This is a genomic window from Mycobacteroides abscessus ATCC 19977, from assembly GCF_000069185.1.
GTDB lineage: Bacteria > Actinomycetota > Actinomycetes > Mycobacteriales > Mycobacteriaceae > Mycobacterium > Mycobacterium abscessus.
On record NC_010397.1, the window covers coordinates 1,084,643 to 1,110,451 of the forward strand.

Here is a 25,809-nt window from a genome sequence, read left to right on the forward strand (position 1 = left end):
TCCTTACGTGTCACATCCGGAAGACGCCGAAGTTCGACGTCCCCTCGATGGGTCCATTGGCGATGGCGGACAGGCACATACCGAGTACGGCCCGGGTATCACGGGGATCGATAACCCCGTCGTCGTAGAGACGTCCGGACATGAACATGGGCAGCGACTCGGCCTCGATCTGCGCCTCGATGGCCGCCTTCAAAGCAGCATCAGCGGCGTCGTCGACCTGTTGGCCGCGTGCTGCCGCGGCGGCACGGCTGACTATGGAGATGACGCCCGCAAGCTGGGCGCCACCCATAACAGCGGACTTGGCACTGGGCCAGGCGAACAGGAACCGGGGGTCGTACGCGCGTCCGCACATGCCGTAGTGCCCCGCCCCATAGGAGGCGCCGACGATGAGCGACAGGTGCGGCACCGTCGAGTTCGACACGGCGTTGATCATCATCGATCCGTGTTTGATCATGCCGCCCTCCTCGTACTCCTTGCCCACCATGTACCCGGTGGTGTTATGCACGAACAACAGTGGCGTGTTGGTCTGGTTGGCTAGCTGAATGAACTGCGTGGCCTTTTGCGCCTCTTCGCTGAACAGCACGCCACGTGCGTTGGCGAGGATGCCGATCGGGTAGCCGTGCAGGCGTGCCCATCCGGTGACCAGCGAGGAACCGTACTGTTCCTTGAATTCGTCGAACTCGGAGCCGTCGACGATGCGCGCGATGACTTCACGTGGATCGAACGGGATGCGCAGATCACCCGGGACAATGCCGATCAGCTCTTCCTGATCGGCGATCGGCTCGATGACCGCGGCGGGCTTCGGCCCCTTCTTCACCCAGTTCAGGCGCGACACGATCTGGCGACCCAGGCGCACGGCATCCTGTTCGTCCACGGCCAGATAGTCGCCCAAACCGGAGACGCGGGAGTGCATCTCGGCGCCACCGAGAGATTCGTCGTCGGACTCTTCGCCGGTCGCCATCTTGACCAGTGGGGGACCTGCCAGGAAGACCTTGGAGCGTTCCTTGATCATCACGACGTGGTCGGACATGCCCGGGATATAGGCGCCGCCTGCTGTCGAGTTGCCGAACACCAGCGCGATCGTCGGGATACCGGCGGCGGAAAGCCGGGTGAGGTCGCGGAACATCTGCCCGCCCGGCACGAACACTTCCTTTTGGGTGGGCAGATCCGCGCCGCCGGACTCCACCAGTGAGATCACCGGCAAGCGATTCTTGAAGGCGATATCGTTGGCCCGCAGGACCTTACGCAGGGTCCAGGGGTTGCTGGTGCCACCCTTGACGGTGGGGTCATTGGCCACGATCATGCACTCGACACCCTCGATCACACCGATACCGGTGACCAGGGAGGCGCCCACGGTGAAATCGCTGCCCCATGCGGCGAGCGGGCACAGTTCCAGGAATGGCGAGTCGGGATCGATCAGCAGCTCGATGCGCTCCCGCGCCAGTAGCTTGCCGCGTTCATGGTGACGGGCAACGTATTTCGGCCCGCCGCCGGCAAGGGCCTTGGCGGTCTCGGCATTGACCTCGGCCAGCTTGATCAGCATGGCCTCGGCGGCGGCCATGTACTCGGGCGAGTTGGTGTTGACGGCGGTGCGCAGGACGGTCATGACTGGAATCCCAGGAGCTTGGCGGCCAGGGAGGTGAGGATTTCGGTGGTGCCACCACCGATCCCGATGATGCGCATATCGCGATACTGCCGTTCGATTTCGCTCTCGGCCATATAGCCCATGCCCCCGAATAATTGGACGCCTTGATTGGCCACCCATTCACCGGCCTCGACAGCGGTGTTCTTGGCGAAGCACACCTCGGCGATCAGGTTGCTCTCGCCCGCGATGGCACGGTCGACCAGCGCGTGTGTGTACACCCGTGCGACGTCGATCCGGCGTGCCATCTCGGCGAGTGTGTTCTGCACGGACTGCCGGGAGATGAGTGGCCGACCGAACGTCTCCCGGTTGCGGCACCACTCCACGGTCAGGTCCAGGCAGCGCTGCGCGCTCGCATACGCCTGCGCGGCAAGACCGATGCGTTCCGAGACGAAGGCGCCCGCGATCTGTGCGAAACCGGTGTTCTCGGACCCCACCAGGTTTTCGGCGGGTACACGCACGTCGGTGAAGGACAGCTCGGCGGTGTCCGAGGAACGCCAGCCCATCTTGTCGAGCTTGCGAGCCACCTCAAATCCCGGTGTGTCCTTGTCGATCAGGAGCAGCGAAACTCCGGCGGCTCCCGGGCCGCCGGTGCGGACCGCGGTCACCACATAGTCGGCGCGTACACCGGAGGTGATGAAGGTCTTGGCGCCGTTGACGATGTAGTGGTCGCCGTCCCGCTTCGCCGATGTGGTCAGGTGACCGACATCGGACCCGCCGCCGGGTTCGGTGATGGCAAGCGAGCCGATCAGTTCCCCGGCCAGGGTTGGCTTCACATAATTGTCGATGAGCCGCTGATCGCCGGAGGCGATCATGTGCGGGGTGGAGATCCCACAGGTGAACAGGGAGGCGAACACGCCACCGGGCACGCCCGCGTAGTGCAGTTCCTCGCACACGATCACCGGGTCGATGGCATCGCCACCTCCGCCGCCGACCGCTTCGGGCGAGCCGGGCCCGAGCAGGCCCAGATCACCGGCCTTGCGGTGCAATTCGCGCGGGAGCAGCCCCTCACGTTCCCATTCGTTGACATTCGGCAGGATCTCGCGCTCGGCGAAATCACGCACGGTCTCCCGAAGTGCCTTGCGTTCGGGCGTGTTCCAAGAATTCACGGCGGTCACTTTCCTTCTAACAGGGATTCAGGGATGTCGATCTCGCGGGAACGCAACCATTCGCCAATGCCCTTGGCCTGGGGATCGAACCGGGCTTGATACGCCACGCCCTTGCCGAGGATGTCTTGGATGACGAAGTTCACGGCTCGCAGTTTGGGCAGCAGATAGCGCGCGACCTCGAGGTGCTCGGTTTCCGGTAGCAGCTCGCGCAGGGCGTCGACCGTCAATGCGTGGGCAAGCCAACGATATTCCTCGTCGGTGCGCACCCAGACGCCGACATTGGCGCTGCCGCCCTTGTCGCCGCTGCGGGCGCCCGCGAGGATGCCCAGCGGTGCGCGACGCACCGGCCCGGCGGGTAGCGGTTCCGGCAATGCCGCCGCGGGGGCCTCGGCGAGTGGCTGGGTCTGCGTCGCCTGGGCGATGTCGATTCGGGTGCCATCGGCCAGCACCGCCACATGCGGAACCTTTTCCGCGGGGACGTATCCCGGGGTGAAGACGCCGTAGGGCTCGCCGTCCTTGGGCGGCGTGGTGACGTGGAAGCCCGGATAGCCCGCCAGTGCCAGCTCAACCGCCGCGTTGGAGAACTGCCGGCCCACCTTGTTCGGATCGGAGTCACGCACCATCACATGCAGTAGTGCGCTGGCGGCTTGCTCGGTGTCGGCATTCGGGTGATCGGTGCGTCCCAGGGTCCACTGGATGTCCTCGGGCGGGGAAGTCAGCGCGGCCTCCAGCTGCCTGCGGGTCAGGTCGGCCTTGGCGTCGATGTCCAGGCCGGTCAACACGAAGGTCATCTGATTACGGAAGCCGCCCAGTGCGTTCAATGACACTTTGAGATCCGGAGGCGGCGCCTCGCCCGTCACACCCGAGACACGCACTCGGTCGGGGCCTTCCTGACTCAGCTCGATGCTGTCGATGCGGGTGGTCACGTCCGGATTGGCGTAGCGGCCGCCGGTGATCTCGTAGAGCAACTGCGCGGTGACCGTGCCTACGCTGACCGCGCCGCCGGTACCGGCGTGCTTGGTGATCACGGAGGATCCGTCCTCGTAGACCTCGGCCAGGGGGAACCCGGCGTGGGAGAGGTCGGCGATCTCGGTGAAGAACGCGTAATTGCCACCGGTGGCCTGCGTGCCGCACTCGATGATGTGCCCGGCCGCGACCGCTCCGGCCAACTTGTCGTAGTCGTCGCGGCGCCAGCCGAAGTGCGCGGCGGCGGGCCCGACGATGACCGAGGCGTCGGTGACCCGACCGGTGACCACGACGTTTGCCCCGGAATTGAGGCATTCGACGATGCCCCAGGCCCCCAGGTAGGCGTTGGCGGTCAACGGTGAGCCGAGCCCGAGTTCGGCGGCGCGGGGCAAGAGATCGTCGCCCTCGACATGGGCGACGTTGGTCGGGACGCCCAGCTTCTCGGACAGCGCGCGAATGGCATCGGCCAGACCCGCGGGATTGAGTCCTCCCGCGTTGGCGACGATCCGTACACCCTTGTCTTGGGCCAAACCGAGGCACTGCTCGAGCTGGCGCAGGAAGGTCTTGGCATAGCCGCGTTCGGGCGCCTTGGCGCGATCGCGACCGAGGATGAGCATCGTCAGCTCGGCCAGATAGTCGCCGGTCAGGTAGTCCAGCTCACCGCCGGTGAGCATCTCGTGCATGGCCGATATTCGGTCACCGTAGAAGCCTGAACAGTTCCCAATTCGTGCCGGCGCAGTAGTCACGATTCCTGATCCTCTTCGCGCATGCGGCTCATCGGAAGTCCTCTCGAGGTCGGCGGCGACTGCTCGTGCGCTGCCAAATTACCCCACCCGCTAAAACGTCAATCTAGCGGTCCAACCAAGTGGTTGGCCGAGCTGCCGTGGCTGCCTCGACACGCCGTCTTATGGTGAGAAAATGCGATACGTCGTCGCCGTGACGCGGCGTGTCGGCGCGGAGGGAACAGGGCAAATTTGCAGCTCATGCCCGCTACCGGCTATCGTGTGCTGATTGTCGCTCGCTGCGCCCAACATGCTGGCGCGGCGCGGGCGAATAAACCAGAAACCTGAGAAATAAGGAGAGGGCGCGACCATGGCCGTCCCCAAGCGGAGAATGTCCCGCTCGAACACCCGTAGCCGGCGCTCGCAGTGGAAGGCCACCGCCACCGAGCTGGTCAACGTCACTGTCGGCGGACAGAACCACAAGGTTCCGCGTCGCCTGCTGAAGGCTGCCCGCCTCGGGCTCATCGACCTCGACCGTCGCTGATCGCTGATCGAGCCGATTCTCAGGCTTCCTCAGTAATATCTCAGCCGCACGGTTAACACTGTGCCTGTGCGAATTCTTGTAGTCGACGACGATCGTGCTGTGCGCGAGTCGTTGCGGCGTTCCTTGTCCTTCAATGGGTACTCGGTCGATCTGGCCGAGGACGGTGTCGATGCGCTGAACGTGATCGCCAATGATCGCCCCGACGCATTGGTGCTCGACGTGATGATGCCCAAGCTTGACGGCCTTGAGGTGTGTCGTCGCCTGCGCAGCACGGGGGATGATCTGCCGATCCTGGTCCTTACCGCTCGCGATTCGGTCTCGGAGCGGGTGGCCGGGCTGGATGCGGGCGCCGACGACTACCTGCCCAAGCCCTTTGCGCTGGAGGAGCTGCTGGCCCGGATGCGCGCGCTGCTGCGCCGCACCACGATCGATGAATCGGCCGATGCCGCCACGCTCAGCTTCGGCGACCTGACACTGGACCCCGTCACACGTGAGGTGCATCGAGGCACCCGGTCGATCAGTCTGACGCGCACGGAATTTGCGCTGCTTGAAATGCTCATGGCTAATCCCCGGCGGGTGCTCACCCGCAGCCGCATCCTCGAAGAGGTATGGGGGTTCGACTTCCCGACGTCCGGTAATGCCCTCGAGGTGTACGTCGGCTACCTACGACGCAAGACCGAGGCCGAAGGGGAGCTCCGGCTCATTCATACCGTTCGCGGTGTCGGCTACGTGCTGCGGGAGACCCCTCCGTAATCCCCATGTCGACACTACGGATGCCGAGGCGGATGCGAGACTCCAGCACGGCCATATTTACTCCACTGCGGGCAACCAGCTCATCGGTATCGCTGCGCTGGCGCGTGATGCTGCTCGCAATGTCCATGGTGGCGATGGTCGTGGTGCTCATGGCCGTCGCTTCGTACCTGCTGGTGTCCACCGCGTTGTATCGCGATGTTGACAAGCAGCTCAACGATCGCGCCAACCTGCTGATCGGCAGTGGGTTGCTCTCGGTCGATCCACGCCGCGCCATCGAAGGCACCGCATATTCGGCCGACGTCAACGCCAAGCTGATCTTCCCGGGGCTCATCACCTTCTCGGCGACGCAGCAGGGTCAAACCATTCCCTACGGCACACCCGAGCAGGCGGTAACCCGGGGCGATCTGCAGCAGTCGCTGCGTACCGTCAATCACCAACGCGTGCTTGCTCTTCGTCTCGACAACGGCAGCACGCTGATCATGGCCAAATCGCTCGATCCCACCGACACGGTGCTGCGGCGGCTGGGCTGGGTGCTGCTGATCGTCGGTGGCGTGGGTGTCGCGGTGGCAGCCGCGGCCGGGGCCATGGTGGCCGGCACCGGGCTACGTCCTGTGGCGAGGCTCACCGATGCCGCCGAACGCGTGGCCAGAACCGATGACCTGCGCCCTATCGCCGTCACCGGCAGCGACGAGCTGGCGCGGCTCACTATCAGTTTCAACACGATGCTGCGCGCCCTGGCCGAGTCTCGGGACCGCCAGGCGCGATTGGTGACCGACGCCGGCCACGAGCTGCGTACCCCGCTCACATCGCTGCGCACCAACACCGAGCTGCTGATGGCCGCCATGCAGCCGGGTGCTCCCAGGCTGCCTGACGAAGAAATGCAGGCGCTGCAGCAAGATGTGATCGCCCAAATCGAGGAATTGTCCACGCTGGTGGGCGATCTGGTCGATCTGGCACGGGGAGACGGCGCCGACATCGTGCACGAGCCAGTCGACATGGTTGAGGTGGTGGAGGGCACACTCGAGCGAGTTCGTCGCCGCCGCAACGATATTGAATTCGATGTCGTGATGCAGCCCTGGCAGGTGTACGGCGATGCGGCGGGACTGTCGCGGGCCGTCCTCAATTTGCTCGACAACGCGGCCAAATGGAGCCCCTCGGGAACCGCGGTGTCGGTGCGGCTGGCGCAGGTTGATGCCGCCCATGCCGAACTCGTCATTTCCGACCACGGCCCGGGAATCCCGCCGGCCGAACGCGACCTGGTCTTCGAGCGGTTCTACCGGGCCACCCCGGCGCGGGGAATGCCCGGCTCCGGCTTGGGGTTGGCCATCGTTAAGCAGGTAGTGCTCAAACATGGTGGCGCCATTAAGGTTGAAGAGACTGATCCCGGTGCAGTGATCGACGGTGAACCGGCCCCCGGGACATCCATGCACGTGCTTCTGCCGGGCAGGCCCGGACCCATTGTTCGGCCGAACATGGGCGATACGGCCGGCCGCCGGAACTCTGGGCCGAACGCGAGGGAGATCTCAGTGGATTCTCAGTCCGTTCCGGCAGCGTGGCGCCCAAGCTAGATGATCCCGAACGCCTATGAAGGACTGGTGAGGAAGCAGCTATGACCAACGACCCGCACGGCAGCTGGGCATACCGGCCGTCCGGCTCCTACTCGGGGCAACATGGGCATCATCAGGCGCCGAACCATCACGCCCAGTCCAGCCACCATTACCAGGGGCAGTCGTACGGATACCCGTCGCAGCAGCCACAGCAGCGTCCGGCTCAGCAGCCGCAGCGGCAGGCGCAGCCCAAGGGGCGGAGTAGCGGCGGGCTCGTGGTGGGCGCCGTTGTCCTGGCCCTGGTTTCAGGCGGTCTGGGAGGAACGGTCGGTGCCGTTGTCGCCGATCGTCAGCACAAGGCACCCGTCGTCACCAGCAGCAGCACCGGGCTGACCCCCATCGCGCCGGGCCGTCCGCCCGCTGCTCAGCCGGTCGCCTCGCTACCGGCCGGATCGGTGGAACAGGTTGCGGCCAAAGTGCTTCCGAGCGTCGTCAAGCTGGAAACCATCATGGGCCGGTCGAGTGAAGAGGGATCCGGAGTGATTCTCTCCGCCGACGGATTGGTGCTCACCAACGCCCACGTGGTGCAGGCGGCGGGGGATCCCGGCGCCAAGACCACCGCCACCATCGCTGGCGGAAAGACCTCCCCATTCACCGTGGTCGGAATCGATCCCGGCACCGATATCGCGGTGGTTCGCATCACCGGGGCCTCGGGTCTCACCCCGATAGCATTGGGTTCCTCCGCGAATTTGGTTGTGGGCCAATCGGTTGTTGCGATCGGATCTCCGCTGGGTCTCGACGGCACCGTCACCACCGGCATCGTCAGCTCACTGAACCGTCCGGTGTTCACCGCGGGGCAGGCCGGTAATCAGGACACCGTGCTGGACGCCATCCAGACGGATGCCGCGATCAACCCGGGTAACTCCGGGGGCGCGCTGGTCAATCTGAACGGCGAGCTGGTGGGGATCAACTCCGCGATCGCAACCATGGGCGGAGACTCCAGCGGCGAAACGCAGGGCGGATCTATCGGCCTCGGCTTTGCGATTCCGGTCGACCAGGCCAAACGTGTCGCCGATCAGCTGATCACCAACGGCCGCGCCACCCACGCCTCGCTCGGTGTCCGGGTAGGCAATGACAAGGAGGTCCAGGGCGCCCGGATCGTCGAGGTGGTCGCCGGCGGCGCCGCAGAGAAGGCCGGCATCCCCAATGGGGCGGTCGTCACGAAGGTCGACAACCGCCCTGTGAACAGCGCCGATGGACTCGTGGCAGCGGTGCGGTCCAAAGCGCCCGGCGACAAGGTGACATTGACGTATACCGATGGCAACGGCGGCCAGGAGAAGACCGCCGACGTGACACTGGGTGAGGTCGCCCGATGACCTCCATGTCCCCGCGAACGGTTACGGTTGCTTCCATGGCAGAGCTTGAGGCAGGACCGGTTGGGCGATCTCTGGTCGTCATCGTCAACGACAGGACAGCCCACGGTGACCAGGACACTAGTGGTCCGCTCGTCACCGAGCTGCTCGCCGAGGCCGGGTTTGTGGTCGACGGTGTGGTGGTTGTCGAAAATGACCTGTCGGAGATTCAAAACGCGGTGAACACCGCGGTCATCGGTGGAGTGGACCTGGTGGTGACCGTCGGAGGCACCGGCGTCACTCCGCGTGATGTCGCACCCGAGGCGACACAGCCCCTGCTCGATCGTGAGCTGCTGGGCATCGCCGAGGCGATCCGGTCGTCCGGGCTCGCGGCGGGCGTCACCGAGGCGGGCCTTTCGCGCGGTGTCGCGGGCATTTCGGGTAGCACGCTGGTGGTCAACATCGCCGGTTCGCGTGCAGCGGTGCGTGACGGCATGGCCACGCTGACGCCCATGGCGATTCAGATCATCGAGCAGCTATCTAGTCTGGAGATCTGACCGGGTGTCACCTCGGGATAGCCGAGATTGTGACCTTCGCCACAAAAATGGTGAAGGTGGAACAACTGCCAGCAATGCGGACATCGACCGGATCTTCGGTCAGACCATGCCTTCGCTGGGTCCAGATGAACGTGACATGAACGACTCACACGGTGCGCGTGAGGGCGACCAATGGTTGCGTGACAACGTTCCGCCTCATCACGGCTAGGGAATTCCCGCATATCGAATGCATAAATGGGGCAGGTCGCCAATCACGGATACCCATCCGGGGTGCAGGTTCCCCGATGCTCTCTGATTGTTTTCCAGCAAATTCATTGTTCACCCGGATGTTAACTTGCGGACGTCTTGGGTTTGGCTAACTTCCGGCTCACAGGCCCGCCTGGGGGTAGGTGATGCGAGGGCTACCAGATCGAATGTTCAGATTGCCGCGCCGTCACCGTGCCGATATCGTCCTTCTGTCCGTCGCTAAGGAAATTCTCATGTTCGCCATGAGGGGACTGATAGGAACAGAATGAAGCTGTTGGGCAAGGTATCGGGCTGGGCCCGCCGCGGTGTGCTGGCGGTCGGCGCTCTGCTTATGACTCTTGTTGCTCTCATTGCGACGACGGCGACGGCGCATGCGGGTCTAGATGATGAACTGACGCTGGTTGATGGCAAGGGGCGCTTGCTGCGGATTCAGCAGTGGGACACTTTTCTCAACGGTGTGTTTCCGTTGGACCGCAACCGTCTGACGCGTGAGTGGTTCCACTCGGGCCGTGCGGTTTATGAGGTGACGGGCGCAGGCTCGGACACCTTCGAGGGGACCCTGGAGTTGGGTTACCAGGTTGGTTACCCGTGGTCGTTGGGTGTGGGCTTGAACTTCAACTACACGACGCCCAACACCTCGATTCTCTACGGTATTCCGAACGCGTTCGGCGGTAGCCCCGAAGCGTCGTATGTGCAGACGACCAACCTGTTGCCCAGTGCTGGTATCAACGTCGACCTGGGCAACGGCCCCGGCATTCAGGAAGTCGCCACCTTCTCGGTAGCGGTTGCCGGTCCGAAGGGTGCGGTGGCGGTGTCCAACGCGCACGGCACCGTGACCGGTGCGGCCGGTGGTGTGCTGCTTCGTCCCTACGCGCGGTTGATCAGTTCCGCCGGGGACAGTGTGACCACCTACGGCGAGACCTGGGACATGAAGTAGGCAGGTATCCCTGCCGCAACCAGGCGCCAAGGCCTACCCCATATCGGTCATTTCGCGGACGGTTGCTCGCGATGCCTCGTCGCGGTGTTCGCGGCCGTTGGGCCGGTCTTGGGGCAACGTCGGGCGCAAGGGTGTTGTTGCGCTGACAATGCGGACGGCGCCGGGGTCGGGATGTGCCCGCGCCCTTTCTCGCCGCTACGCGTGTTTGATCGGTTCCGCGTGGCCTACGTACGGCAAGACCTGGGATATGAAGTAGTCGCCATTACTGAATAGGTCCATGGTCATAGGACACTGCATGTACACGGGATCTGTGTATCTGCTGTGAGTTAGCCTCCCCGAAACATTCAAGAAACTCACAGAGATGATTTAGCCGTTACGTTTGGCCCGCCTGAGCAACAATGTGGTCTTGGCGAGGTAGGCATTTGCCCTGGCGTTCATTCGCCCGAGAATTGAGGGAACCAAATGAGAACGGTTGGCATCCGGCGGGTTGTGCAGAGCACCCTCACGTCACTGATACTCGTCGTCGGCATGGTGGGCCTGACGGTTATCGGCACCGGTACGGCGCATGCGGGTCTAGACGATGAACTGACGCTGGTTGATGGCAAGGGGCGCTTGCTGCGGATCCAGCAGTGGGACACTTTTCTCAACGGTGTGTTTCCGTTGGACCGCAACCGCCTGACGCGTGAGTGGTTCCACTCCGGTCGCGCTGCGTACGAAGTGACGGGTGCGGGCTCGGACACCTTCGAGGGCACCTTGGAGTTGGGTTACCAGGTGGGTTACCCGTGGTCGTTGGGTGTGGGTTTGAACTTCAACTACACGACGCCCAACACCTCGATTCTCTACGGTATTCCGAACGCGTTCGGCGGTACTCCCGAGGCCTCGTATGTGCAGACGACCAACCTGTTGCCCAGTGCCGGTATCAATGTCGACCTGGGCAACGGCCCCGGCATTCAGGAAGTCGCCACCTTCTCAGTGGCTATCGCCGGTCCGAAGGGTGCGGTGGCGGTGTCCAACGCGCACGGCACCGTGACCGGTGCGGCCGGTGGTGTGCTGCTTCGTCCCTACGCGCGTTTGATCAGTTCCGCCGGGGACAGTGTGACCACCTACGGCGAGACCTGGGACATGAAGTAGTGGCGGCACGAGCAGAAGAAGGCGCTAGGACGCCTTCTTCTGCTCAGCCAGCAGGTCGCGAATCTCCACGAGCAGCTCTGCCTCGGTTTGGGCAGCAGGCTCTTCGCCGGACTTGGCCAGCCGTTCTTTGATCGTGTTGTACGGCAGCACAACCAGGAAGTAGACGACCGCCGCGATCAGGACGAAGTTGATGGTCGCGGTCACCAGGACGTTGAAGTCCAGATACTGCCCGCCACCGATGCCGACCTTGAGCGCAGGGTGATCCGAATCCGGGCCCGTGCCAATCCGATTGATCAACGGCTGAATAATGGCGTCACTGAACTTGGTGACCAGCGCGGTGAAGGCCGCTCCGATGACCACCGCAACCGCGAGGTCAATGACGTTGCCACGCAGCAGAAAATCTCTGAATCCCTTAAGCATGATCCGACCTTAACGGAAGGTCAGCGTTACCGCCTGCACTAGCGCGATTGCGGCGACACGATTTGCCTGCTGCGGCGGCAATGCGACCATTACCACCCTTTCGGTCCCAACGCCTTTGGCGGCGGGCTTCGGCGACACCAGCACCACCACCGCGCCGCTCGCCAGGACCGTCGGCTCGGCAGGGGTGTCGCGCGCCGCACCCGGCTCGTGTCCGGCCACCGTCAAGATGTCGACCACATCTCCGGTACGGATCATGTCTACGGTGGCGGCGTCGGCCAGCGGTACAGGCACTATGCGGGCGTCCTTGCCGGCGGCCGACTCCGCCAATCGGGGACCCAACACCCGTACGTCGGTCAGCATTTCGCCGCGACGAACCGGTCCGGCCAGTGTCGCGCCGAACAGTGTGGCGGATTCGGTGCGTACGCCGTCGGGAAGGATTGTTGTGGAACGCTTTTCAAGCCGCACATCGTCACTGCTCAGGATCGTGCCGGGAGACAGGTCGCGGGCGGCGACCACCACCTCGGCGCGGTCATCGGCCGGGTCGGGGCGAAATGCCAGTAATGCCGCGAAGAGCACCAGAATTGCTGCCGCGATCCTGCGAGCCAGCACCGTGCGGGCCCAATCGGGACGAAGTGCCGCCGATATGCGCTGCAGTGCAGTGGGATCGAGAGGTGATCGGGCCATGCCCTCACGCTAAGGCGACGCACATCCCCGCGTCAGCAGAGAATTTCTCGCTGTGGATAACTCGTCAGCCGGCGGCGGCGGACGCGGTGGCGGTGGAGCTGGACGAGCTCGACGAAGACGACGAGCCGGCCGACGAAGAACCGGAGGAGTCCGAGGAAGACTTGGATTCGCTCTTGGTTCCGGCGTCACTCTTGGTGGCGGCGTCCACGCTGCCCGAGCGGCTGTCGGTGCGATAGAAGCCGCTGCCCTTGAACACGATGCCCACCGAGTTGAACAGCTTGCGCAGCTTGCCCGAGCACTTCTGGCACACGGTCAGCGCATCGTCAGTGAACGACTGCACGATGTCGAACTTGTCGCCACAGTCGGCACATGCATAGGAATAGGTGGGCATGGGGGTCCTCCGAAACTGGCAAGCCGTGAAACGCCACTAGCACTCTACCGCTTGGAGTGCTAGGTCTGCCACGTCCCCGCGCCGAGTGTGACCAATCCGTCCGCCGTGATCGCATGGGTGATCGGGACATCATGTGGTCCCGCCGGGAGCTCATCGCGTATCTCGCCGACAAATAGCGGCGTGACCAGGGGCGTCGCCCGCGCGGCGAAGCCCAGGGAGCGGTCGTAGAAGCCGGCGCCCCGCCCCAACCGGTTGCCCTGCTTGTCCACCGCGAGCGCCGGGACCAGCACAAGCTGAGCCTCGGCGAGGGCGGCGGCCGAACCGGCCACCGGGTTGGCGGGTTCCCGTAGACCGAAAGGGGCATCGACCAGTTCTTCCCGCGCGTAGTACCCCCAGCGCAGCGCCATGGGGATGCCTGCCTCGTCATTGCGGGCGATGGGCAGCAGAATCCGTACCCCGCGGTCCAGCAGGGCGTCGAGCATCCGCACCGATCCGGGTTCGGACCCCACCGGCAGGTAGGCGGCGATCACGGAAAGCCCTGAGACCGCGGTGAGGACATGCGCGGCGAGCGCATCGTTTTGCTTTTCGCGCTCAGCAGGCGATATCGCCCGTCGTGCCTGCACAATCTGTTGCCGCAGGGCTTCCTTGATGTTCTGAGAAGTGCCGATTCCGTGACGCTACCGCCTTGCCAGCGGAATTCCCGGGTCAGTGGTTAGGGTGAGTGGCTATGACGGGACCTGACGTGTTGATTCCCCGAACCGCGGTTGTGCCCGCGGCGGGCCTGGGCACCCGGTTCCTGCCGGCCACCAAGACGGTGCCCAAGGAGCTGCTTCCGGTGGTCGACACCCCCGGAATCGAACTGGTGGCCGAGGAGGCCGCCGAGGCCGGCGCCGAACGTTTGGTGATCGTCACCTCCGAGGGCAAGGACGGCGTCGTCGCGCACTTCGTCGAAGACTTGGTGCTGGAAGGCACACTCGAGGCGCGCGGTAAACACGCCATGCTCGAAAAGGTGCGCAAGGCTCCGGCGCTCATCAAGGTGCAGTCGGTGGTGCAGGCCGAGCCGTTGGGGCTGGGGCATGCGGTGGGATGCGTGGAGTCGGTTCTCGACGACGACGAGGATGCCGTCGCGGTGCTGCTGCCGGACGATCTGGTGTGGCCGCGCGGCGTGCTGGAGACCATGGCCAAGGTGCGGGCCAAACGCGGCGGCTCGGTGCTGTGCGCCATCGAGGTGCCCCCGCACGAGATCAGCTCCTACGGTGCGTTCGATGTCGAGATCGTGCCCGACGCCGCGAACCCGAATGTTCTGCGCGTCAAGGGAATGGTCGAGAAGCCAAAGACCGAGGAAGCACCCTCGAACTACGCGGCGGCCGGCCGCTACCTGCTGGATCGCGCGATTTTCGACGCGCTCAAGCGGATCCCGCGCGGGGCCGGCGGCGAGCTGCAGCTCACCGACGCCATCGCTTTGTTGATCGACGAGGGGCATCCGGTGCATGTTGTGGTGCACCGCGGATCCCGACACGACCTGGGAAATCCCGGCGGCTATCTCAAGGCTGCTGTTGACTTTGCGTTGGATCGCGACGATTACGGTCCGGGCTTGCGGGAGTGGCTGGTCGAGCGGCTCGGCCGGGAATCGTCCGTGCTGCCGGAGTCGGAGTAAGAAAGGCACCAGTGCGTTCGGTCGAGGAGCAGCAGGCCAAGGTGACGGCGGCTGCGGTCGCGCCACGCCCGGTTCGGGTGGCGATCGCCGAAGCCCAGGGTTTGTTGTGCGCCGAGGAAGTAGTGACAGCCCGGCCGTTGCCGGGATTCGACCAAGCCGCCATCGATGGATATGCCGTGCGCAGTGTCGATGTGCAGGCCGCCGGCGGCGTGGTGCGCGTGATCAGTCCGGGCGAGGGCGGCAGCCCCGATGACGAGGACGATATTGAGGAATCCGCGGGCGAGATCGGAACGGTCGAGCTACCGGTCGTCGGCACCGTGCGGGTGGGGGAGCGCACACCGACCCGTCTGCAGCCGCGACAGGCGGTGCGTGTGCAGACCGGGGCCCCCATGCCGACATTGGCGGACGCGGTGCTGCCGTTGCGCTGGTCCGAGGGGGGCGAGTCGCGCGTCAAGGTGCTGCGCGCGGTGCGTTCGGGTGACTACGTGCGGCGCACCGGCGACGACGTGCAGCCCGGTGACGTCGCGGTGCGCGCAGGCACCATCATCGGTGCCGCCCAGGTAGGACTGCTGGCCGCGGTGGGACGCGACCGGGTGCTGGTGCATCCCCGTCCGCGGCTATCGGTGATCAGCGTCGGCGGTGAGCTTGTCGACGTCGACCGGACTCCGGGCAATGGCCAGGTGTACGACGTGAATTCCTACGCGCTGGCGGCCGCGGCCCGTGATGCCGGCGCCGACGTCAACCGCGTGGGCATCGTCAGTGCGGAGCCCGCCGCGTTCCGCGAGGTGGTCGAGGGCCAGCTGAACCGGGCCGAGGTTGTCGTCATCTCCGGTGCCGTCGGCGGTGCGGCGGCGGAAGGTATTCGTGAGGCACTCTCGGCGCTGGGCGATATGGAGGTAGGCCGCATCGCCATGCATCCGGGGTCGGTGCAGGGCTTCGGGCAACTGGGCCGTGACGCGGTGCCCACCTTCCTGCTCCCGGCCAATCCGGTCGGTGCGCTGGTGGTCTTCGAGGTGATGGTGCGGCCGCTGATTCGGCTGGCATTGGGCCGTAGGCAGTCGCAACGCCGAATTATTCAGGCGCGCACCGTGTCCCCTATTACTTCCATTGCCGGACGCAAGGGGTTCCTGCGCGGGCAGCTGATGCGCGATCAGGACAACGGCGAGTATTTGGTGCAGATCCTGGGCGCCCCCGGTGCGTCATCGCATCTGCTCGCGACGCTGGCTGAGGCGAACTGCCTCGTGATCGTGCCCGCCGAGGTGGAGCAGGTCCGCACGGGCGAGATCGTCGAGGTCGCGTTCCTGGCGCAGCGCGGATGAGCCGCTTGCGCGAAGACCAGGAGCGCGGATGAGCCGCTTGCGCGAAGACCAGGAGCGCGGATGAGCCGCTTGCGCGAAGACCAGGAGCGCGCATGAGTGTCTGGCGTCAGGAGAGTGCGCACCCCGGATGGCCGATGCTGCTCGGGAAGCTGAGGGTGCCCGCCGGGGTGGTGTCGGTGCGGCCCATCCGGTTGCGTGACGGGATGGCCTGGAGCCGCGCCCGGCTGGCCGACCAGTCGCATCTGCAACCGTGGGAACCGTCGTCGGAGATCGACTGGATGGCGCGCCACGGGGTGTCGTCGTGGCCGGCGCTGTGTTCGGGTCTGCGGGCCGAGGCGCGCAAGGGCCGGATGATTCCCTGTGCCATTGAGCTGAACGGACAGTTCGTCGGCCAGCTGACGATCGGCAATATCGCGCACGGCGCGTTGCGGTCGGCGTGGATCGGCTATTGGGTGGTCAGCACGGTGACCCGGCAGGGGGTGGCGACCGCGGCGCTGGCGCTGGGGCTCGATCACTGTTTTGGACCCGTCACCCTGCACCGGGTGGAGGCAACGGTGCGGCCGGAGAACGGAGCCAGTCGTGCGGTGCTGTCCAAGGTCGGTTTTCGCGAGGAGGGCCTGCTCAAGCGCTACCTCGACGTCGACGGTGCCTGGCGGGACCACTTGCTGGTGGCGATGACCGTCGAAGAGGTGCGGGGGTCTGTCGCCGCGACGCTGGTACGTTCCGGCAACGCCAGCTGGGTCTGACCCTTTTCCGTGCGCGAGTAGAGGCTTCGCGCAGGCGTTTCCTGGGCTTTCGGGGCGACGAGCATCTGTTCGCCGTGAGATTGCTGAGACTGATGTGACTATTGGGGCCTGTGATGCTTGCCCCTGTAGAATTACAGGTGTGTAATTGGTATCGGCGCGCCTCGTAACGTGCGTAGATCGCCAACCTAGCCTTGACCTGAGGCTTAGACGTAGACGCACGGAGAGCGCGCAGAAAGGAGCAGGCCGAGATGCCGAGCATCCCCCAATCGGTGTTGTGGATCGGACTGGTCGTGCTGTGGCTGTTCGTCCTGGTGCCGATGCTGATCAACAAGCGTGACGTGGTCAAGCGCACGAGCGATGTCGCCCTCGCGACGCGGGTCCTGAACGGGAAGGCCGCCAAGCTGCTGCGCCGTACCGGCCCCGCCGCCGGCCACCGCAGCGACCCGGACTTCCGCCGCGAGGACATCGACGAGCTCGATGACGAGGACGAAGAAGAGTCGACCGGTGTGATCGCCAGCGAGCCCAGCGAGGACGACAAGGACGCGGCCCGGGCCGTCAAGGCCATGGCCGTGCGCAAGGTTCGCCCAGAGAAGAAGGTGGAGGCCGACGAGCCCGTCGATGTCGACGTCGTCGACGAGGACGCCACCGCGCTGCCGGCGGGCGAGGCCACACTGTCCGATGAACTTGAGGACCTGGAGGAGGCGCCCAGCGCGCACACGGGAGCCGAAACCGATTCGGGCACCTATGAGTACGTCGACGATACGTCGGGTCTGGCCATCGCTGCCGAGCCGTCGCGGGAACGTCACCAGGCTCCGCCGGTCTACAGCTCGTCGCGGCGTCGCCGGTTTGACCCCGAGGTCATGGCCAAGGAGAACGCGCGCAAGTTCGCCTTCCGTAAGCGGGTGCTGATGGGCCTGGTGGGCGCGATGGTCGTCGCCGGGCTGCTGGCCGCGACCGCTACCAGCACCGCGTGGTGGGTCTGCGGCGGATTCGGGGTGCTCTCGGTGCTTTACCTTGGCTACCTGCGCCGTCAGACCCGCATCGAGGAGCAGCTGCGCCGTCGCCGCGCCGCGCGCTACCAGCGTGCGCGGGTTGTCGGTGTGGAGAACGTCGCGGATCGTGAGCTGGACGTGGTGCCGCAGCGCCTACGCCGCCCGGGTGCGGCCGTCCTCGAAATCGATGATGAGGACCCGGTTTTCGAACACCTGGATTACTACGACGAGCCGCGGCAGTACCGCATGCCGCATGCTGTCGGCCAGTAACGATCCGATTCGGTGAGACGCGAGACGGCTGGTAAGGTCTTAGCGTCTTGGGGCTATAGCGCAGTTGGTAGCGCGTCTCGTTCGCATCGAGAAGGTCAGGGGTTCGATTCCCCTTAGCTCCACCAAGAGGTCTTACTCGATCCGCGTCCGAAAGGATGTCGGTAAGGGCAAGAGCTAGTCCAGAAGATGAACGATCGTGCGATACTCGATCCAAGGCTCCTCCCGCAAGGGGGCCTTGTTTCGTAGGCGGTGTTGTTGATGTCGATGTTGTGACGGTTGTTCGTCTCTCCTTTGTCATGGCCAATGCAGCGTGGAACTCGTCGAATGGTGGTTTTAGCTCGCCTGCCTGTATTCCTTCCTCGTCGAGGAAGATGCGCTGGTAGTAGGTCTCGTTGAGGTTCCGGCGAATCGAATCGGTGCCGCTGGCGTAGGTTGCCGCAGGGTCAGACATGAAATCGAGCGCATCGAGAGGCGTTGTGGCGCCTACTGCCAGAACTTCGCCGGAATTGGCCAGTCGGGCTTCTGTCGCGGTTCTCTCGATTTGAATCTTGCGCAACTTCTCCCTGAACTTTGCCTGCGGTAGTCGGTCGTCGGTGAGCAGGTCGAGGAAGCGGTCCTCTTTCGTCTCCAGTTCCTTGAGTTTGCGGCTGACTGCCGCATGCAGTTCGGCCACGCTGTACTGTTCCTCGGTCAGCGCTTCATCGAGCAGCTGATGGACATCGTTGACGAAGTTCGTGGGCAGGTTCAGCGTCTCGTAGTGGTCGACGACGACTTGCTCTACCTTGTCGACGGGCAGGTGCGGGAGGTCGCATACGCCATCTTGTCGTCCGTGACACAGGAAATAGCCGTAGCGGTTTCCGACCTGTTCGTCGCTTCGGTGTAGATGAGGCGCGATGTCCGCTCGCTGCGTGTTCGCAGCGGTCGCAGAACAAGATGCCCTTGAGGTAGTGCTGGAGCGTCGATGCAGTTGCGAAACGCGCGCGACTGAGCGTAGACGATGACATTGCGTACATCGCTGTTTTCGCGCAAGAATGTCAGGATCTCTTGAAATGCCTGACGCTTCTCAATGGTGGAGGCGGAGACGCCAGCACCGCGAACTCACCGTGCATCTACCACCTCTCGTCGGTGCTGCATCCCGACCTGAAGGTCGGATGGGTCGCGGCCGACACCATGGTGGACGGCTTCACGTCGCACCGCGATGAGGCTGCCTGGTCCACCGAACAAAAGAAGAAAGGCTACGCCCTATCCGATGTGCTGGTGATTGACGACATTCAGGAGTTTGCGTACGAGGACAAGGATGAGGTGCGCTCGGCATTACTTGACGCATCGAGCGGATGCTTCGTAGCAACCGACAGGTGGTGATGGCGGCGGATCGATCGCCTGACGAGATCGGGGATGTTGCCAACCTGCTGCGGAACTATGAGTGGAGCCTCATCGCCGATGTCAGCGCGCCGGACATCGAAATGCTTGCGCATATACGGCCTCGTTCGCGCGGGTAGCGCAGTGCCTCGCAAAAGTGGCGGTCGGAAGAGCTCGGCCACCGGTGGTGAGAGACGCGGCAGCAGTCGTGATCGTCAGTGTCCACTGACCTTTTATGCCGAGACCGCGGTTATTCTCTCGATGCAGTCGAGCGCTTCGCGAACATCGTCGAGATTGCTCTGTTCGTGTGTGATTTAGTCGGACGATCGGTCCGAGATCTGAACCGCTACACCGCGATGCGTCACGCTGATCGCGATGTCGAACTCGTCCGGCATCGTGTCGTTCGGGTCGGATGTCACGGATATCCTTCTTCCGTCGGGGATTTCACAGTTATCAGGTCTGCGATTACGTGATCGCTTTAGACATCTTGAGCGTCGATCCGTTCGTTCATGTCACCAGTTGTGCGAGACGCTGTGCAACAACATCCCAGGGCACTTCCCCGGTTAAGTGGCTCCATGAGAAGCGGAGCGCACCGTCTATCTGCTTTTTCGGAAGATCGGCGGCGACGAGAACGTGGCTAGGTTCGTACTTCTGCGAGGTGCACGCGGAACCGTTCGATATCGCGACGACTTCTTTGAGGGCAACGATCGCGGCTTCCGCGTCGACGCCGGGCACCGAGAAGTTCAGTGTGTGCGGGACCGTGTGCTCTTCATCGCCGTTTGCCTGGATACCCAGTTCTGAAAGTGCGTTCAGTGCTTGATGTTTGAGCGCGAGAGCATGTCGGGCCCGTGCATCGTTTTCCTTTAGGGCGAGTTCTGCGGCAAGGCCCAAGCCGGCGATTAAAGCAACGGGCAGTGTTCCAGGTCGCAGCCCTCGTTCTTGGCCACCGCCGAACATCAGCGGCTGCAATGGCACGCGTCGGTAACCGCGTCGCCGCGCCACGAGCGCCCCAATGCCCTTCGGGGCAAACACTTTGTGGCCAGAGACACTAAGCATGTCGATCCGCGAATTTCGGAGGGGTTCGATGATCTTTCCGAATGCTTGGGCCGCGTCTACGTGAAGGTAGGCGTCGTGCGGAGCAAGCACTTCGGCGATTTCGGGAATCGGCTGGATCACGCCGGTCTCATTGTTGACGGCCATTGTCGAGACCAAGAGGGTGTCCGGCCGGACTGCGTCGGCAATGGCGCTCGGTTCGATCCGCCCTCCACGCGTCGGCGGCACGAGCGTGACCTCAAAGCCGCGATCCGTGAGGATCGCGAGCGGCTCTAGGACTGCCTTGTGCTCAATCTGGGTGGACACTATATGTCGTCGGTTCGCCTTCTCGCCTGACGGGGCCAATCCGAGGATTGCGAGGTTGTTGCTCTCGGTGGCGCCACTGGTGAATATCACATCGTCCGGCTGGGCGCGGACTACCTCCGCGACCTGCTCGCGGGCACGGGCGACTCGCTCCTTCGCCACCTGGCCATATCCGTGTGTGCGACTGCCGGCGTTCCCGAACTCGCGGGCCATGTACGTCAACACCTCGTCGGCCACCCGTGGGTCGACCGGCGTCGTGGCATTGGAATCCAGGTAGACCACCCGACCTGCGGTTTCCTTGTCGGAAAATCGCAATTGGGTCGGGTTGTCGGTGGGCGTGTCTACCGTCATGGCCAAGACCGTACGCGTAGGTTCTGACATGTGTTCGGAGAACCGCCGACGTCTGTTCGGATCACTTGTTCCGAACAACGCACTATGGTAGGACAATGAGAGGTGACGCAGACTCACACCGACGCCCAGTCGCCCACCTCGCCAGTTCGCGCCCGCACGGGTGAATTCGAGTGGGCATTCCCCGCGATCCGCGGCGTCCAAGCTGGACGCGAGTACTACGTGACGATGTGCCCGCTACGGCTCATTCCCAGAATGTTCCTGTTCGATGAGGAAGAGTTGACTGCGGAGATGCGGGCACAGCGCACGCTGAATAAGGGCCGCGTGCCGGAGATCGCCCGGTACATCGTGGAGAACAGTGATAGCTACGTGTTCTCCGCGCTGACGGCGTCGGTGGACGTCGATGTGCGATTCGATCCGCTTGCCACGGATGGTCCAAGCGATCGGGTGGGCACGCTCGTAATTCCTATGTCAGCTCGCTTCGTGATCAACGATGGTCAGCACCGGCGCGCGGCCATCCAGCAAGCACTGGCAGAGAATCCTGCCCTGGGCGACGAGAGTATCGCGATCGTCTTGTTCCTCGATATTGGCCTGGAGCGCTGCCAGCAGATGTTCGCTGATCTCAACCGCTACGCGGTTCGTCCCGCGAAGTCGATCGGCGTGCTGTATGACCACCGGGACGAGATGTCCGCGCTGACGAGGCTTGTCGTGTTGCGCTCACCTTTCTTGCGTGATCTGACAGAGATGGAGACGTCGAACCTCGCCCAGCGGTCGCGGAAGCTGTTCACGCTGTCAGCGCTACACGCCGCCACCAAGGCGCTTCTCGACGGTATCGAGGAGAGCAACTTCGAGCGTCGAGTCGATCTCGCTTCGAAGTACTGGGAACTGGTGATCGGTCAATTTCCTGAGTGGGACCAGGTTTTCAACCGCGAGATAACCGCGGGCGAAGTGCGCCGAGACTTCATTCATACGCACGGAATCGTGCTGCACGCCCTCGGCAAAGTGGGGAACAGTCTGCTGAGTCAGGGCAAAGGAGTCCGGTCTTGGTCGCCTGCCTTGAAGAAGCTGCGGGACGTGGACTGGCACCGCGCAAGCAGTACGTGGGAGGGCCGCGCCGTCATTGGCGGCCGTGTGTCGAAGAGCGCGGCCAACGTCCTGCTCACCACTGCGGCGATGCGCGCAGTTATGGGATTGCCGCTGCCGCCTGATGAGCAGCGTGCGGAAGACGTATTTGGAGGAGGGAATTAAGTGAAGCGAAGTCTGCCTATTACGCCGAAGCGGCGTTCGGCCTTTGATGAGTTGGGGTTTTCGGCGACCGTGGAGGCGGTCGTCCGTCAGGCGCAGGAACTTTATGCGGCCGATAACGTGCCGTGGGTCGTCGGATATTCGGGTGGCAAGGATTCGACTGCTGTCCTGCAGATAGTGTGGATGGCCCTGCAGGGATTGCCCAAGAAGCAACGGCACAAGCCCGTTCATGTAATCAGTACAGACACGCTGGTCGAAAACCCGGTGGTCGCCTCCTGGGTGACACATTCGCTCGAAGTGATGGAAGCCGCCGCAGTCAAGAGCGAGCTCCCCCTGACTCCTCACCGACTCACTCCTGCGGTCGCGGACACGTTTTGGGTCAACTTGATCGGTCGCGGCTATCCGGCGCCGAGACCGAAGTTTCGATGGTGCACAGAACGGCTGAAGATCAAGCCATCGAATACCTTTATCCGCGACATGGTGACGACGCACGGTGAAGCGATCCTGGTGCTCGGTACCAGGAAAGCCGAAAGTTCCGGACGGTCCCACCGGATGACGGAATTGGAGGCCCGTCGTGTCCGAGATCTACTGAGTCCCAATAACTCGCTACCGAACTGCCTTGTGTACTCACCGGTTGAGGACTGGTCCAACGATGACGTGTGGACGTTCCTGATGCAGGAAGCAAATCCGTGGGGCTATTCCAATAAGGAACTGCTGACGATGTACCAGGGTGCTTCACCAGACGGTGAGTGCCCGCTGGTTGTCGATTCCAGCACACCTAGTTGCGGAGATAGCCGATTCGGCTGCTGGACTTGCACATTGGTCGACAAGGACAAGTCGATGTCGGCGATGATCCAGAACGACGAGGAGAAAGAATGGATGCTCCCGCTGCTGGATCTTCGAAATGCACTCGACGTCGCTGATGACAGACATCTGCGTGACTTCCGGCGGATGAACGGTTCGGTGCAGCTTTTCCATGGCAAACCGATCCCCGGTCCCTACACGCAGGACTCGCGTGAAGACTGGCTGCGTAGACTGCTTGATGCACAAGCATTTATCCGTGCAGAAGGTCCCGACTACGTTCGATCTCTGGATCTGATCACGCAGGCCGAGCTGGACGAGATCCGTCGCATATGGGTGGTCGAGAAGCATGAGTTTGAGGACCACTTGCCTGCGATCTACGAGCGTGCAATGGGTGTTCCCTATCCGGGCCGACCCTTGGATGAGCACCTGCCGCTCGGACCTGAACTGATCGACACGCTGCGCGAAGTGACGGGTGGCGATCGTTTGCACTTTGAACTTGTCCGGGAACTCCTTGACGTCGAGCAACGGTATCGCACCCAATCGCGCCGCGCAGGACTGTTTGACTCTTTGGAGGCGGCCATTCGGCGGAACTTCTACGACGATCAGGACGACGCCCTTTCGAGGGCGCAACGCCGGAAAGCAGCCATGGATCGCAGTGGTGGGCAGACGGACGGACCCGATCCTTTGGATATCGCGGATGGCTATGTACGGCACGCTGAATCGGAGTTGGTGCAATGATTCTCGATAACTTGGTGTTGGAGAACATCGGCACCTTCGGCGGCAAGAACGAAATCCGTCTCACGCCATCCTCGTCTAAGAAGCCGGTGGTGCTGATTGGCGGCCTGAACGGTGCTGGCAAGACGACAATTCTCGAAGCTATCCACCTCGCGCTGTACGGGCCGTTGTCACAAGCCCGAAGTCGACGCAGCGGCAGCTACGACACGTACTTGCGAAGCCTGATACACCACGGCGTGCCAGCCTCGGAGGGCGCAGCAGTTGAGCTGAGCTTTCACCTCTTCCAACAAGGGGAGGAGCACTCGTACCGGATTAGGCGACGATGGCAAGGCGGCGGTGCGTCGCTACAAGAGTTTGTGCTCGTGTGGGTCGACGGCAAGTATGACGATGCGTTGACATCCACATGGAACGAACATGTGGAAACGTTCATCCCGCGCGGGATCGCGGGACTGTTCTTCTTCGATGGCGAGCAGATCGAAGCCCTCGCTGATTTGGAGCAATCCCAACATGTACTCAAGTCAGCGCTCGCCGCTCTCCTTGGCCTCGATCTGATCGACCGTCTATCTACAGATCTCGCCGTGTTGCGGCGGCGCCACCGCGGCGCTGAGGTTCCCGATGACTTGCGGCTGGCTGTTGAAGAGCGGCGCAAAACCGTCACGTTGGCTCGTCAGGGTGAGGAGATGGCCGCGACGTTGGCAGCGACGTCGCGGGTGGAGGCAGAACGGGCGGACAAGCGCCTTAACGAAGTCACTGAGCAGTACCGGGCGGCCGGAGGCGGTCTGCTTGAACAACGAGACGCCGCGAACACGCGGGTGACTTTAGTGCGACAACAGATCGCTGACCTTGACGATGAGCTTCGCGCGGAAGCGGCTGATACCGCTCCCTTCCTCCTGGTCGGAGGCCTGCTGGGTGATCTGGCCAATCATGTGGCACGCGAGCGGGACGCGCGCCGCGATTCGCTGGTGCTGAGCGTCGTGGGCGACCGCGATCGCGAGCTATTGGGACTGCTGCGCAAGGCAAAGGTTCGGGGAGCGGCGCTCACCGCGCTGGAAGAGTTCATGGCTTCGGATGTCGCGTCTCGCCAGGATGCATCGGCGCGCGTCCCGATGGTGAGCGGGCTACGCGATGGGGGACCTGTCGAGGCCCTACACGCAAGCGTCCTACCGTCGACACAGAATCGTGTAGCGAGCCTGGTGGAACGGCGGGTCGCGCTCGCCGAAGAACTGGTGCAGGCCGAGCGAACGCTGGTTGCCATTCCAGATCCGGAATCGCTCGCATCACTCAAGCAGGAACTTGATGAGGCGTCCGAAGCCGCTGTGAGGTGTCACGCGCTTCTCGTCCAGAACGAGGATCAGCTCGAAGCATCGCGCCAGGAGCGCGCTCGTGCCGACAGCGCATACGAAGCCGCGATGGACAAGTCGGCACAGGCAACACTCGACGCCGACGATGATCGCCGCCTGGTTGAGCACGCCGAGCGGGCTCGTGTGACCCTGGATGAGCTGAAGACCAAGGCTGCCGAGCGGCACGTCAGCCAGATTGGTCGCCTGGTACTCGAAGCACTCACCAGGCTTCTCCGCAAAGACCGCCTCGTCACCGACGTTCGCATTGACCCGACGTCATACACCGTTGAGTTGGTCGGTTCTGATGGTCAGAGTCTCGCGGCAACGGAGCTGTCTGCCGGCGAGCGGCAGCTCTTGGCGGTGGCACTTCTGTGGGGACTTGCCCAGGCGGCCGGCCAACCGCTGCCGATGGTCATTGACACACCACTCGGCCGGCTAGACGGTGCGCATCGAGGTCGGCTCATCGAACGGTACTTTCCGCATGCGGCTCATCAGGTCGTGTTGCTGTCGACCGACACTGAAGTCGACGAAGCGGCATTGAAATCGTTGCGGCCGTCCGTCGGGAGGATGTACCGGCTGGAGTTCGATAGCGCTGTTAACGCCACGACGGTTCAACTCGGATATTTTTGGGAGTGAG

General features: G+C 63.5%; 25 protein-coding genes and 1 tRNA gene. 18 read left to right on the plus strand and 8 right to left on the minus strand.

Annotated features, from left to right (window positions below; all coding sequences use genetic code 11):
- Positions 1-10: 10 nt before the first annotated feature.
- The 3 genes from MAB_RS05575 to MAB_RS05585 are packed head-to-tail and all read right to left on the minus strand — an operon-like array spanning position 11 to position 4,463.
- Positions 11-1,606, minus strand: a complete 1,596-nt coding sequence (locus MAB_RS05575) for an acyl-CoA carboxylase subunit beta (RefSeq protein ID WP_005092832.1) — start codon at positions 1,604-1,606, stop codon at positions 11-13.
- Positions 1,603-2,751, minus strand: a complete 1,149-nt coding sequence (locus MAB_RS05580; RefSeq protein ID WP_005092833.1) for an acyl-CoA dehydrogenase family protein — start codon at positions 2,749-2,751, stop codon at positions 1,603-1,605. The genes MAB_RS05575 and MAB_RS05580 overlap by 4 nt, the downstream gene beginning before the upstream one ends.
- Positions 2,752-2,756: 5 nt before the next feature.
- Positions 2,757-4,463, minus strand: coding sequence for an acyclic terpene utilization AtuA family protein (locus MAB_RS05585; protein WP_005115787.1), 1,707 nt, complete (start codon positions 4,461-4,463; stop codon positions 2,757-2,759).
- A 346-nt stretch (positions 4,464-4,809) separates the two neighbouring features.
- On the opposite strand from MAB_RS05585, the gene rpmF reads away from it, so the two are divergent.
- From rpmF to MAB_RS05625, 8 genes are all read left to right on the plus strand, one after another.
- Positions 4,810-4,983: a 50S ribosomal protein L32 gene (gene rpmF, locus MAB_RS05590; protein WP_005063395.1), complete on the plus strand. Its 174-nt coding sequence runs from the start codon at positions 4,810-4,812 to the stop codon at positions 4,981-4,983.
- A 66-nt stretch (positions 4,984-5,049) separates the two neighbouring features.
- Positions 5,050-5,736, plus strand: coding sequence for a response regulator transcription factor (locus MAB_RS05595; protein ID WP_005063392.1), 687 nt, complete (start codon positions 5,050-5,052; stop codon positions 5,734-5,736).
- A gap of 32 nt (positions 5,737-5,768) precedes the next feature.
- A complete protein-coding gene (locus MAB_RS05600) occupies positions 5,769-7,304 on the plus strand; it encodes a HAMP domain-containing sensor histidine kinase (RefSeq protein WP_005082904.1) in 1,536 nt (511 codons plus the stop codon).
- A gap of 41 nt (positions 7,305-7,345) precedes the next feature.
- Positions 7,346-8,659: a S1C family serine protease gene (locus MAB_RS05605; RefSeq protein ID WP_005073821.1), complete on the plus strand. Its 1,314-nt coding sequence runs from the start codon at positions 7,346-7,348 to the stop codon at positions 8,657-8,659.
- Between the two features lie 35 nt (positions 8,660-8,694).
- Positions 8,695-9,192 carry a MogA/MoaB family molybdenum cofactor biosynthesis protein gene (locus MAB_RS05610; protein WP_005063383.1) on the plus strand — a complete coding sequence of 166 codons (498 nt, stop codon included), beginning with the start codon at positions 8,695-8,697 and terminating at the stop codon, positions 9,190-9,192.
- Positions 9,193-9,196: 4 nt separating this feature from the next.
- Positions 9,197-9,400 (plus strand): hypothetical protein, encoded by a 204-nt coding sequence (locus MAB_RS05615; protein ID WP_005092836.1) that lies wholly within the window; start codon positions 9,197-9,199, stop codon positions 9,398-9,400.
- Positions 9,401-9,703: 303 nt separating this feature from the next.
- Entirely contained in the window at positions 9,704-10,375 is a 672-nt protein-coding gene (locus MAB_RS05620) for a porin MspA (RefSeq protein ID WP_005082903.1), read from the plus strand.
- A 462-nt stretch (positions 10,376-10,837) separates the two neighbouring features.
- Entirely contained in the window at positions 10,838-11,506 is a 669-nt protein-coding gene (locus tag MAB_RS05625; protein WP_005082902.1) for a porin MspA, read from the plus strand.
- Between the two features lie 24 nt (positions 11,507-11,530).
- Here MAB_RS05625 and mscL read toward each other — a convergent pair whose 3' ends face one another.
- The 4 genes from mscL to MAB_RS05645 form a co-directional block, all read right to left on the minus strand.
- Positions 11,531-11,926 carry a large-conductance mechanosensitive channel protein MscL gene (mscL, locus tag MAB_RS05630; protein WP_005063375.1) on the minus strand — a complete coding sequence of 132 codons (396 nt, stop codon included), beginning with the start codon at positions 11,924-11,926 and terminating at the stop codon, positions 11,531-11,533.
- Between the two features lie 9 nt (positions 11,927-11,935).
- On the minus strand, positions 11,936-12,610 hold the full coding sequence (locus MAB_RS05635) for an SAF domain-containing protein (RefSeq protein WP_005066393.1): 675 nt from the start codon (positions 12,608-12,610) through the stop codon (positions 11,936-11,938).
- 64 nt (positions 12,611-12,674) lie between these two features.
- Positions 12,675-13,001, minus strand: coding sequence for an FmdB family zinc ribbon protein (locus tag MAB_RS05640; RefSeq protein WP_005082900.1), 327 nt, complete (start codon positions 12,999-13,001; stop codon positions 12,675-12,677).
- Between the two features lie 59 nt (positions 13,002-13,060).
- The gene (locus MAB_RS05645; RefSeq protein ID WP_307784790.1) at positions 13,061-13,669 is read right to left on the minus strand and encodes a 5-formyltetrahydrofolate cyclo-ligase; all 609 of its coding nucleotides are present in this window, start codon (positions 13,667-13,669) and stop codon (positions 13,061-13,063) included.
- 59 nt (positions 13,670-13,728) lie between these two features.
- Here MAB_RS05645 and MAB_RS05650 point away from each other — a divergent pair, with 59 nt between their 5' ends.
- The 7 genes from MAB_RS05650 to MAB_RS05680 all read left to right on the plus strand — a co-directional run bounded on the left by MAB_RS05650 (position 13,729) and on the right by MAB_RS05680 (position 19,347).
- Positions 13,729-14,658, plus strand: a complete 930-nt coding sequence (locus MAB_RS05650) for a UTP--glucose-1-phosphate uridylyltransferase (RefSeq protein ID WP_005082898.1) — start codon at positions 13,729-13,731, stop codon at positions 14,656-14,658.
- Between the two features lie 11 nt (positions 14,659-14,669).
- On the plus strand, positions 14,670-15,977 hold the full coding sequence (gene glp, locus MAB_RS05655) for a molybdotransferase-like divisome protein Glp (protein ID WP_005063361.1): 1,308 nt from the start codon (positions 14,670-14,672) through the stop codon (positions 15,975-15,977).
- A 92-nt stretch (positions 15,978-16,069) separates the two neighbouring features.
- The gene (locus MAB_RS05660) at positions 16,070-16,723 is read left to right on the plus strand and encodes a GNAT family N-acetyltransferase (RefSeq protein ID WP_005092841.1); all 654 of its coding nucleotides are present in this window, start codon (positions 16,070-16,072) and stop codon (positions 16,721-16,723) included.
- Between the two features lie 248 nt (positions 16,724-16,971).
- A complete protein-coding gene (gene sepX / locus MAB_RS05665; protein WP_005082897.1) occupies positions 16,972-17,985 on the plus strand; it encodes a divisome protein SepX/GlpR in 1,014 nt (337 codons plus the stop codon).
- Between the two features lie 49 nt (positions 17,986-18,034).
- Positions 18,035-18,110, plus strand: a tRNA-Ala gene (locus MAB_RS05670).
- Positions 18,111-18,643: 533 nt separating this feature from the next.
- The gene (locus MAB_RS05675; RefSeq protein ID WP_021269224.1) at positions 18,644-18,868 is read left to right on the plus strand and encodes a hypothetical protein; all 225 of its coding nucleotides are present in this window, start codon (positions 18,644-18,646) and stop codon (positions 18,866-18,868) included.
- A 161-nt stretch (positions 18,869-19,029) separates the two neighbouring features.
- Positions 19,030-19,347, plus strand: coding sequence for a P-loop NTPase family protein (locus tag MAB_RS05680; protein WP_005109912.1), 318 nt, complete (start codon positions 19,030-19,032; stop codon positions 19,345-19,347).
- Positions 19,348-19,851: 504 nt separating this feature from the next.
- On the opposite strand, the gene dndA is transcribed toward MAB_RS05680, so the two are convergent.
- Positions 19,852-21,051: a cysteine desulfurase DndA gene (gene dndA, locus MAB_RS05690; protein ID WP_005109917.1), complete on the minus strand. Its 1,200-nt coding sequence runs from the start codon at positions 21,049-21,051 to the stop codon at positions 19,852-19,854.
- 102 nt (positions 21,052-21,153) lie between these two features.
- Between dndA and dndB the strand changes: the two genes are divergently transcribed.
- Genes dndB through dndD form a run of 3 tightly spaced genes read left to right on the plus strand, consistent with a single transcriptional unit; the run spans position 21,154 to position 25,808 of the window.
- Positions 21,154-22,296, plus strand: a complete 1,143-nt coding sequence (gene dndB, locus MAB_RS05695; RefSeq protein WP_005134924.1) for a DNA sulfur modification protein DndB — start codon at positions 21,154-21,156, stop codon at positions 22,294-22,296.
- Positions 22,297-23,835 carry a DNA phosphorothioation system sulfurtransferase DndC gene (dndC, locus tag MAB_RS05700; protein ID WP_005109921.1) on the plus strand — a complete coding sequence of 513 codons (1,539 nt, stop codon included), beginning with the start codon at positions 22,297-22,299 and terminating at the stop codon, positions 23,833-23,835.
- Positions 23,832-25,808: a DNA sulfur modification protein DndD gene (gene dndD, locus MAB_RS05705; protein ID WP_005109923.1), complete on the plus strand. Its 1,977-nt coding sequence runs from the start codon at positions 23,832-23,834 to the stop codon at positions 25,806-25,808. The genes dndC and dndD overlap by 4 nt, the downstream gene beginning before the upstream one ends.
- The last annotated feature ends 1 nt before the right edge of the window (position 25,809 follow it).

Coding starts and splice junctions, on each gene's coding strand:
- MAB_RS05600 (WP_005082904.1), top strand. CDS start 5,769: ATGCGAGACTCCAGCACGGCCATATTTACTCCACTGCGGGCAACCAGC.
- MAB_RS05660 (WP_005092841.1), top strand. CDS start 16,070: ATGAGTGTCTGGCGTCAGGAGAGTGCGCACCCCGGATGGCCGATGCTG.
- MAB_RS05650 (WP_005082898.1), top strand. CDS start 13,729: ATGACGGGACCTGACGTGTTGATTCCCCGAACCGCGGTTGTGCCCGCG.
- MAB_RS05605 (WP_005073821.1), top strand. CDS start 7,346: ATGACCAACGACCCGCACGGCAGCTGGGCATACCGGCCGTCCGGCTCC.
- sepX (WP_005082897.1), top strand. CDS start 16,972: ATGCCGAGCATCCCCCAATCGGTGTTGTGGATCGGACTGGTCGTGCTG.
- mscL (WP_005063375.1), bottom strand. CDS start 11,926: ATGCTTAAGGGATTCAGAGATTTTCTGCTGCGTGGCAACGTCATTGAC.
- dndD (WP_005109923.1), top strand. CDS start 23,832: ATGATTCTCGATAACTTGGTGTTGGAGAACATCGGCACCTTCGGCGGC.
- MAB_RS05625 (WP_005082902.1), top strand. CDS start 10,838: ATGAGAACGGTTGGCATCCGGCGGGTTGTGCAGAGCACCCTCACGTCA.
- MAB_RS05675 (WP_021269224.1), top strand. CDS start 18,644: ATGCAGTTCGGCCACGCTGTACTGTTCCTCGGTCAGCGCTTCATCGAG.
- MAB_RS05635 (WP_005066393.1), bottom strand. CDS start 12,610: ATGGCCCGATCACCTCTCGATCCCACTGCACTGCAGCGCATATCGGCG.
- MAB_RS05620 (WP_005082903.1), top strand. CDS start 9,704: ATGAAGCTGTTGGGCAAGGTATCGGGCTGGGCCCGCCGCGGTGTGCTG.
- MAB_RS05575 (WP_005092832.1), bottom strand. CDS start 1,606: ATGACCGTCCTGCGCACCGCCGTCAACACCAACTCGCCCGAGTACATG.
- MAB_RS05610 (WP_005063383.1), top strand. CDS start 8,695: ATGGCAGAGCTTGAGGCAGGACCGGTTGGGCGATCTCTGGTCGTCATC.
- dndA (WP_005109917.1), bottom strand. CDS start 21,051: ATGACGGTAGACACGCCCACCGACAACCCGACCCAATTGCGATTTTCC.
- MAB_RS05640 (WP_005082900.1), bottom strand. CDS start 13,001: ATGCCCACCTATTCCTATGCATGTGCCGACTGTGGCGACAAGTTCGAC.
- rpmF (WP_005063395.1), top strand. CDS start 4,810: ATGGCCGTCCCCAAGCGGAGAATGTCCCGCTCGAACACCCGTAGCCGG.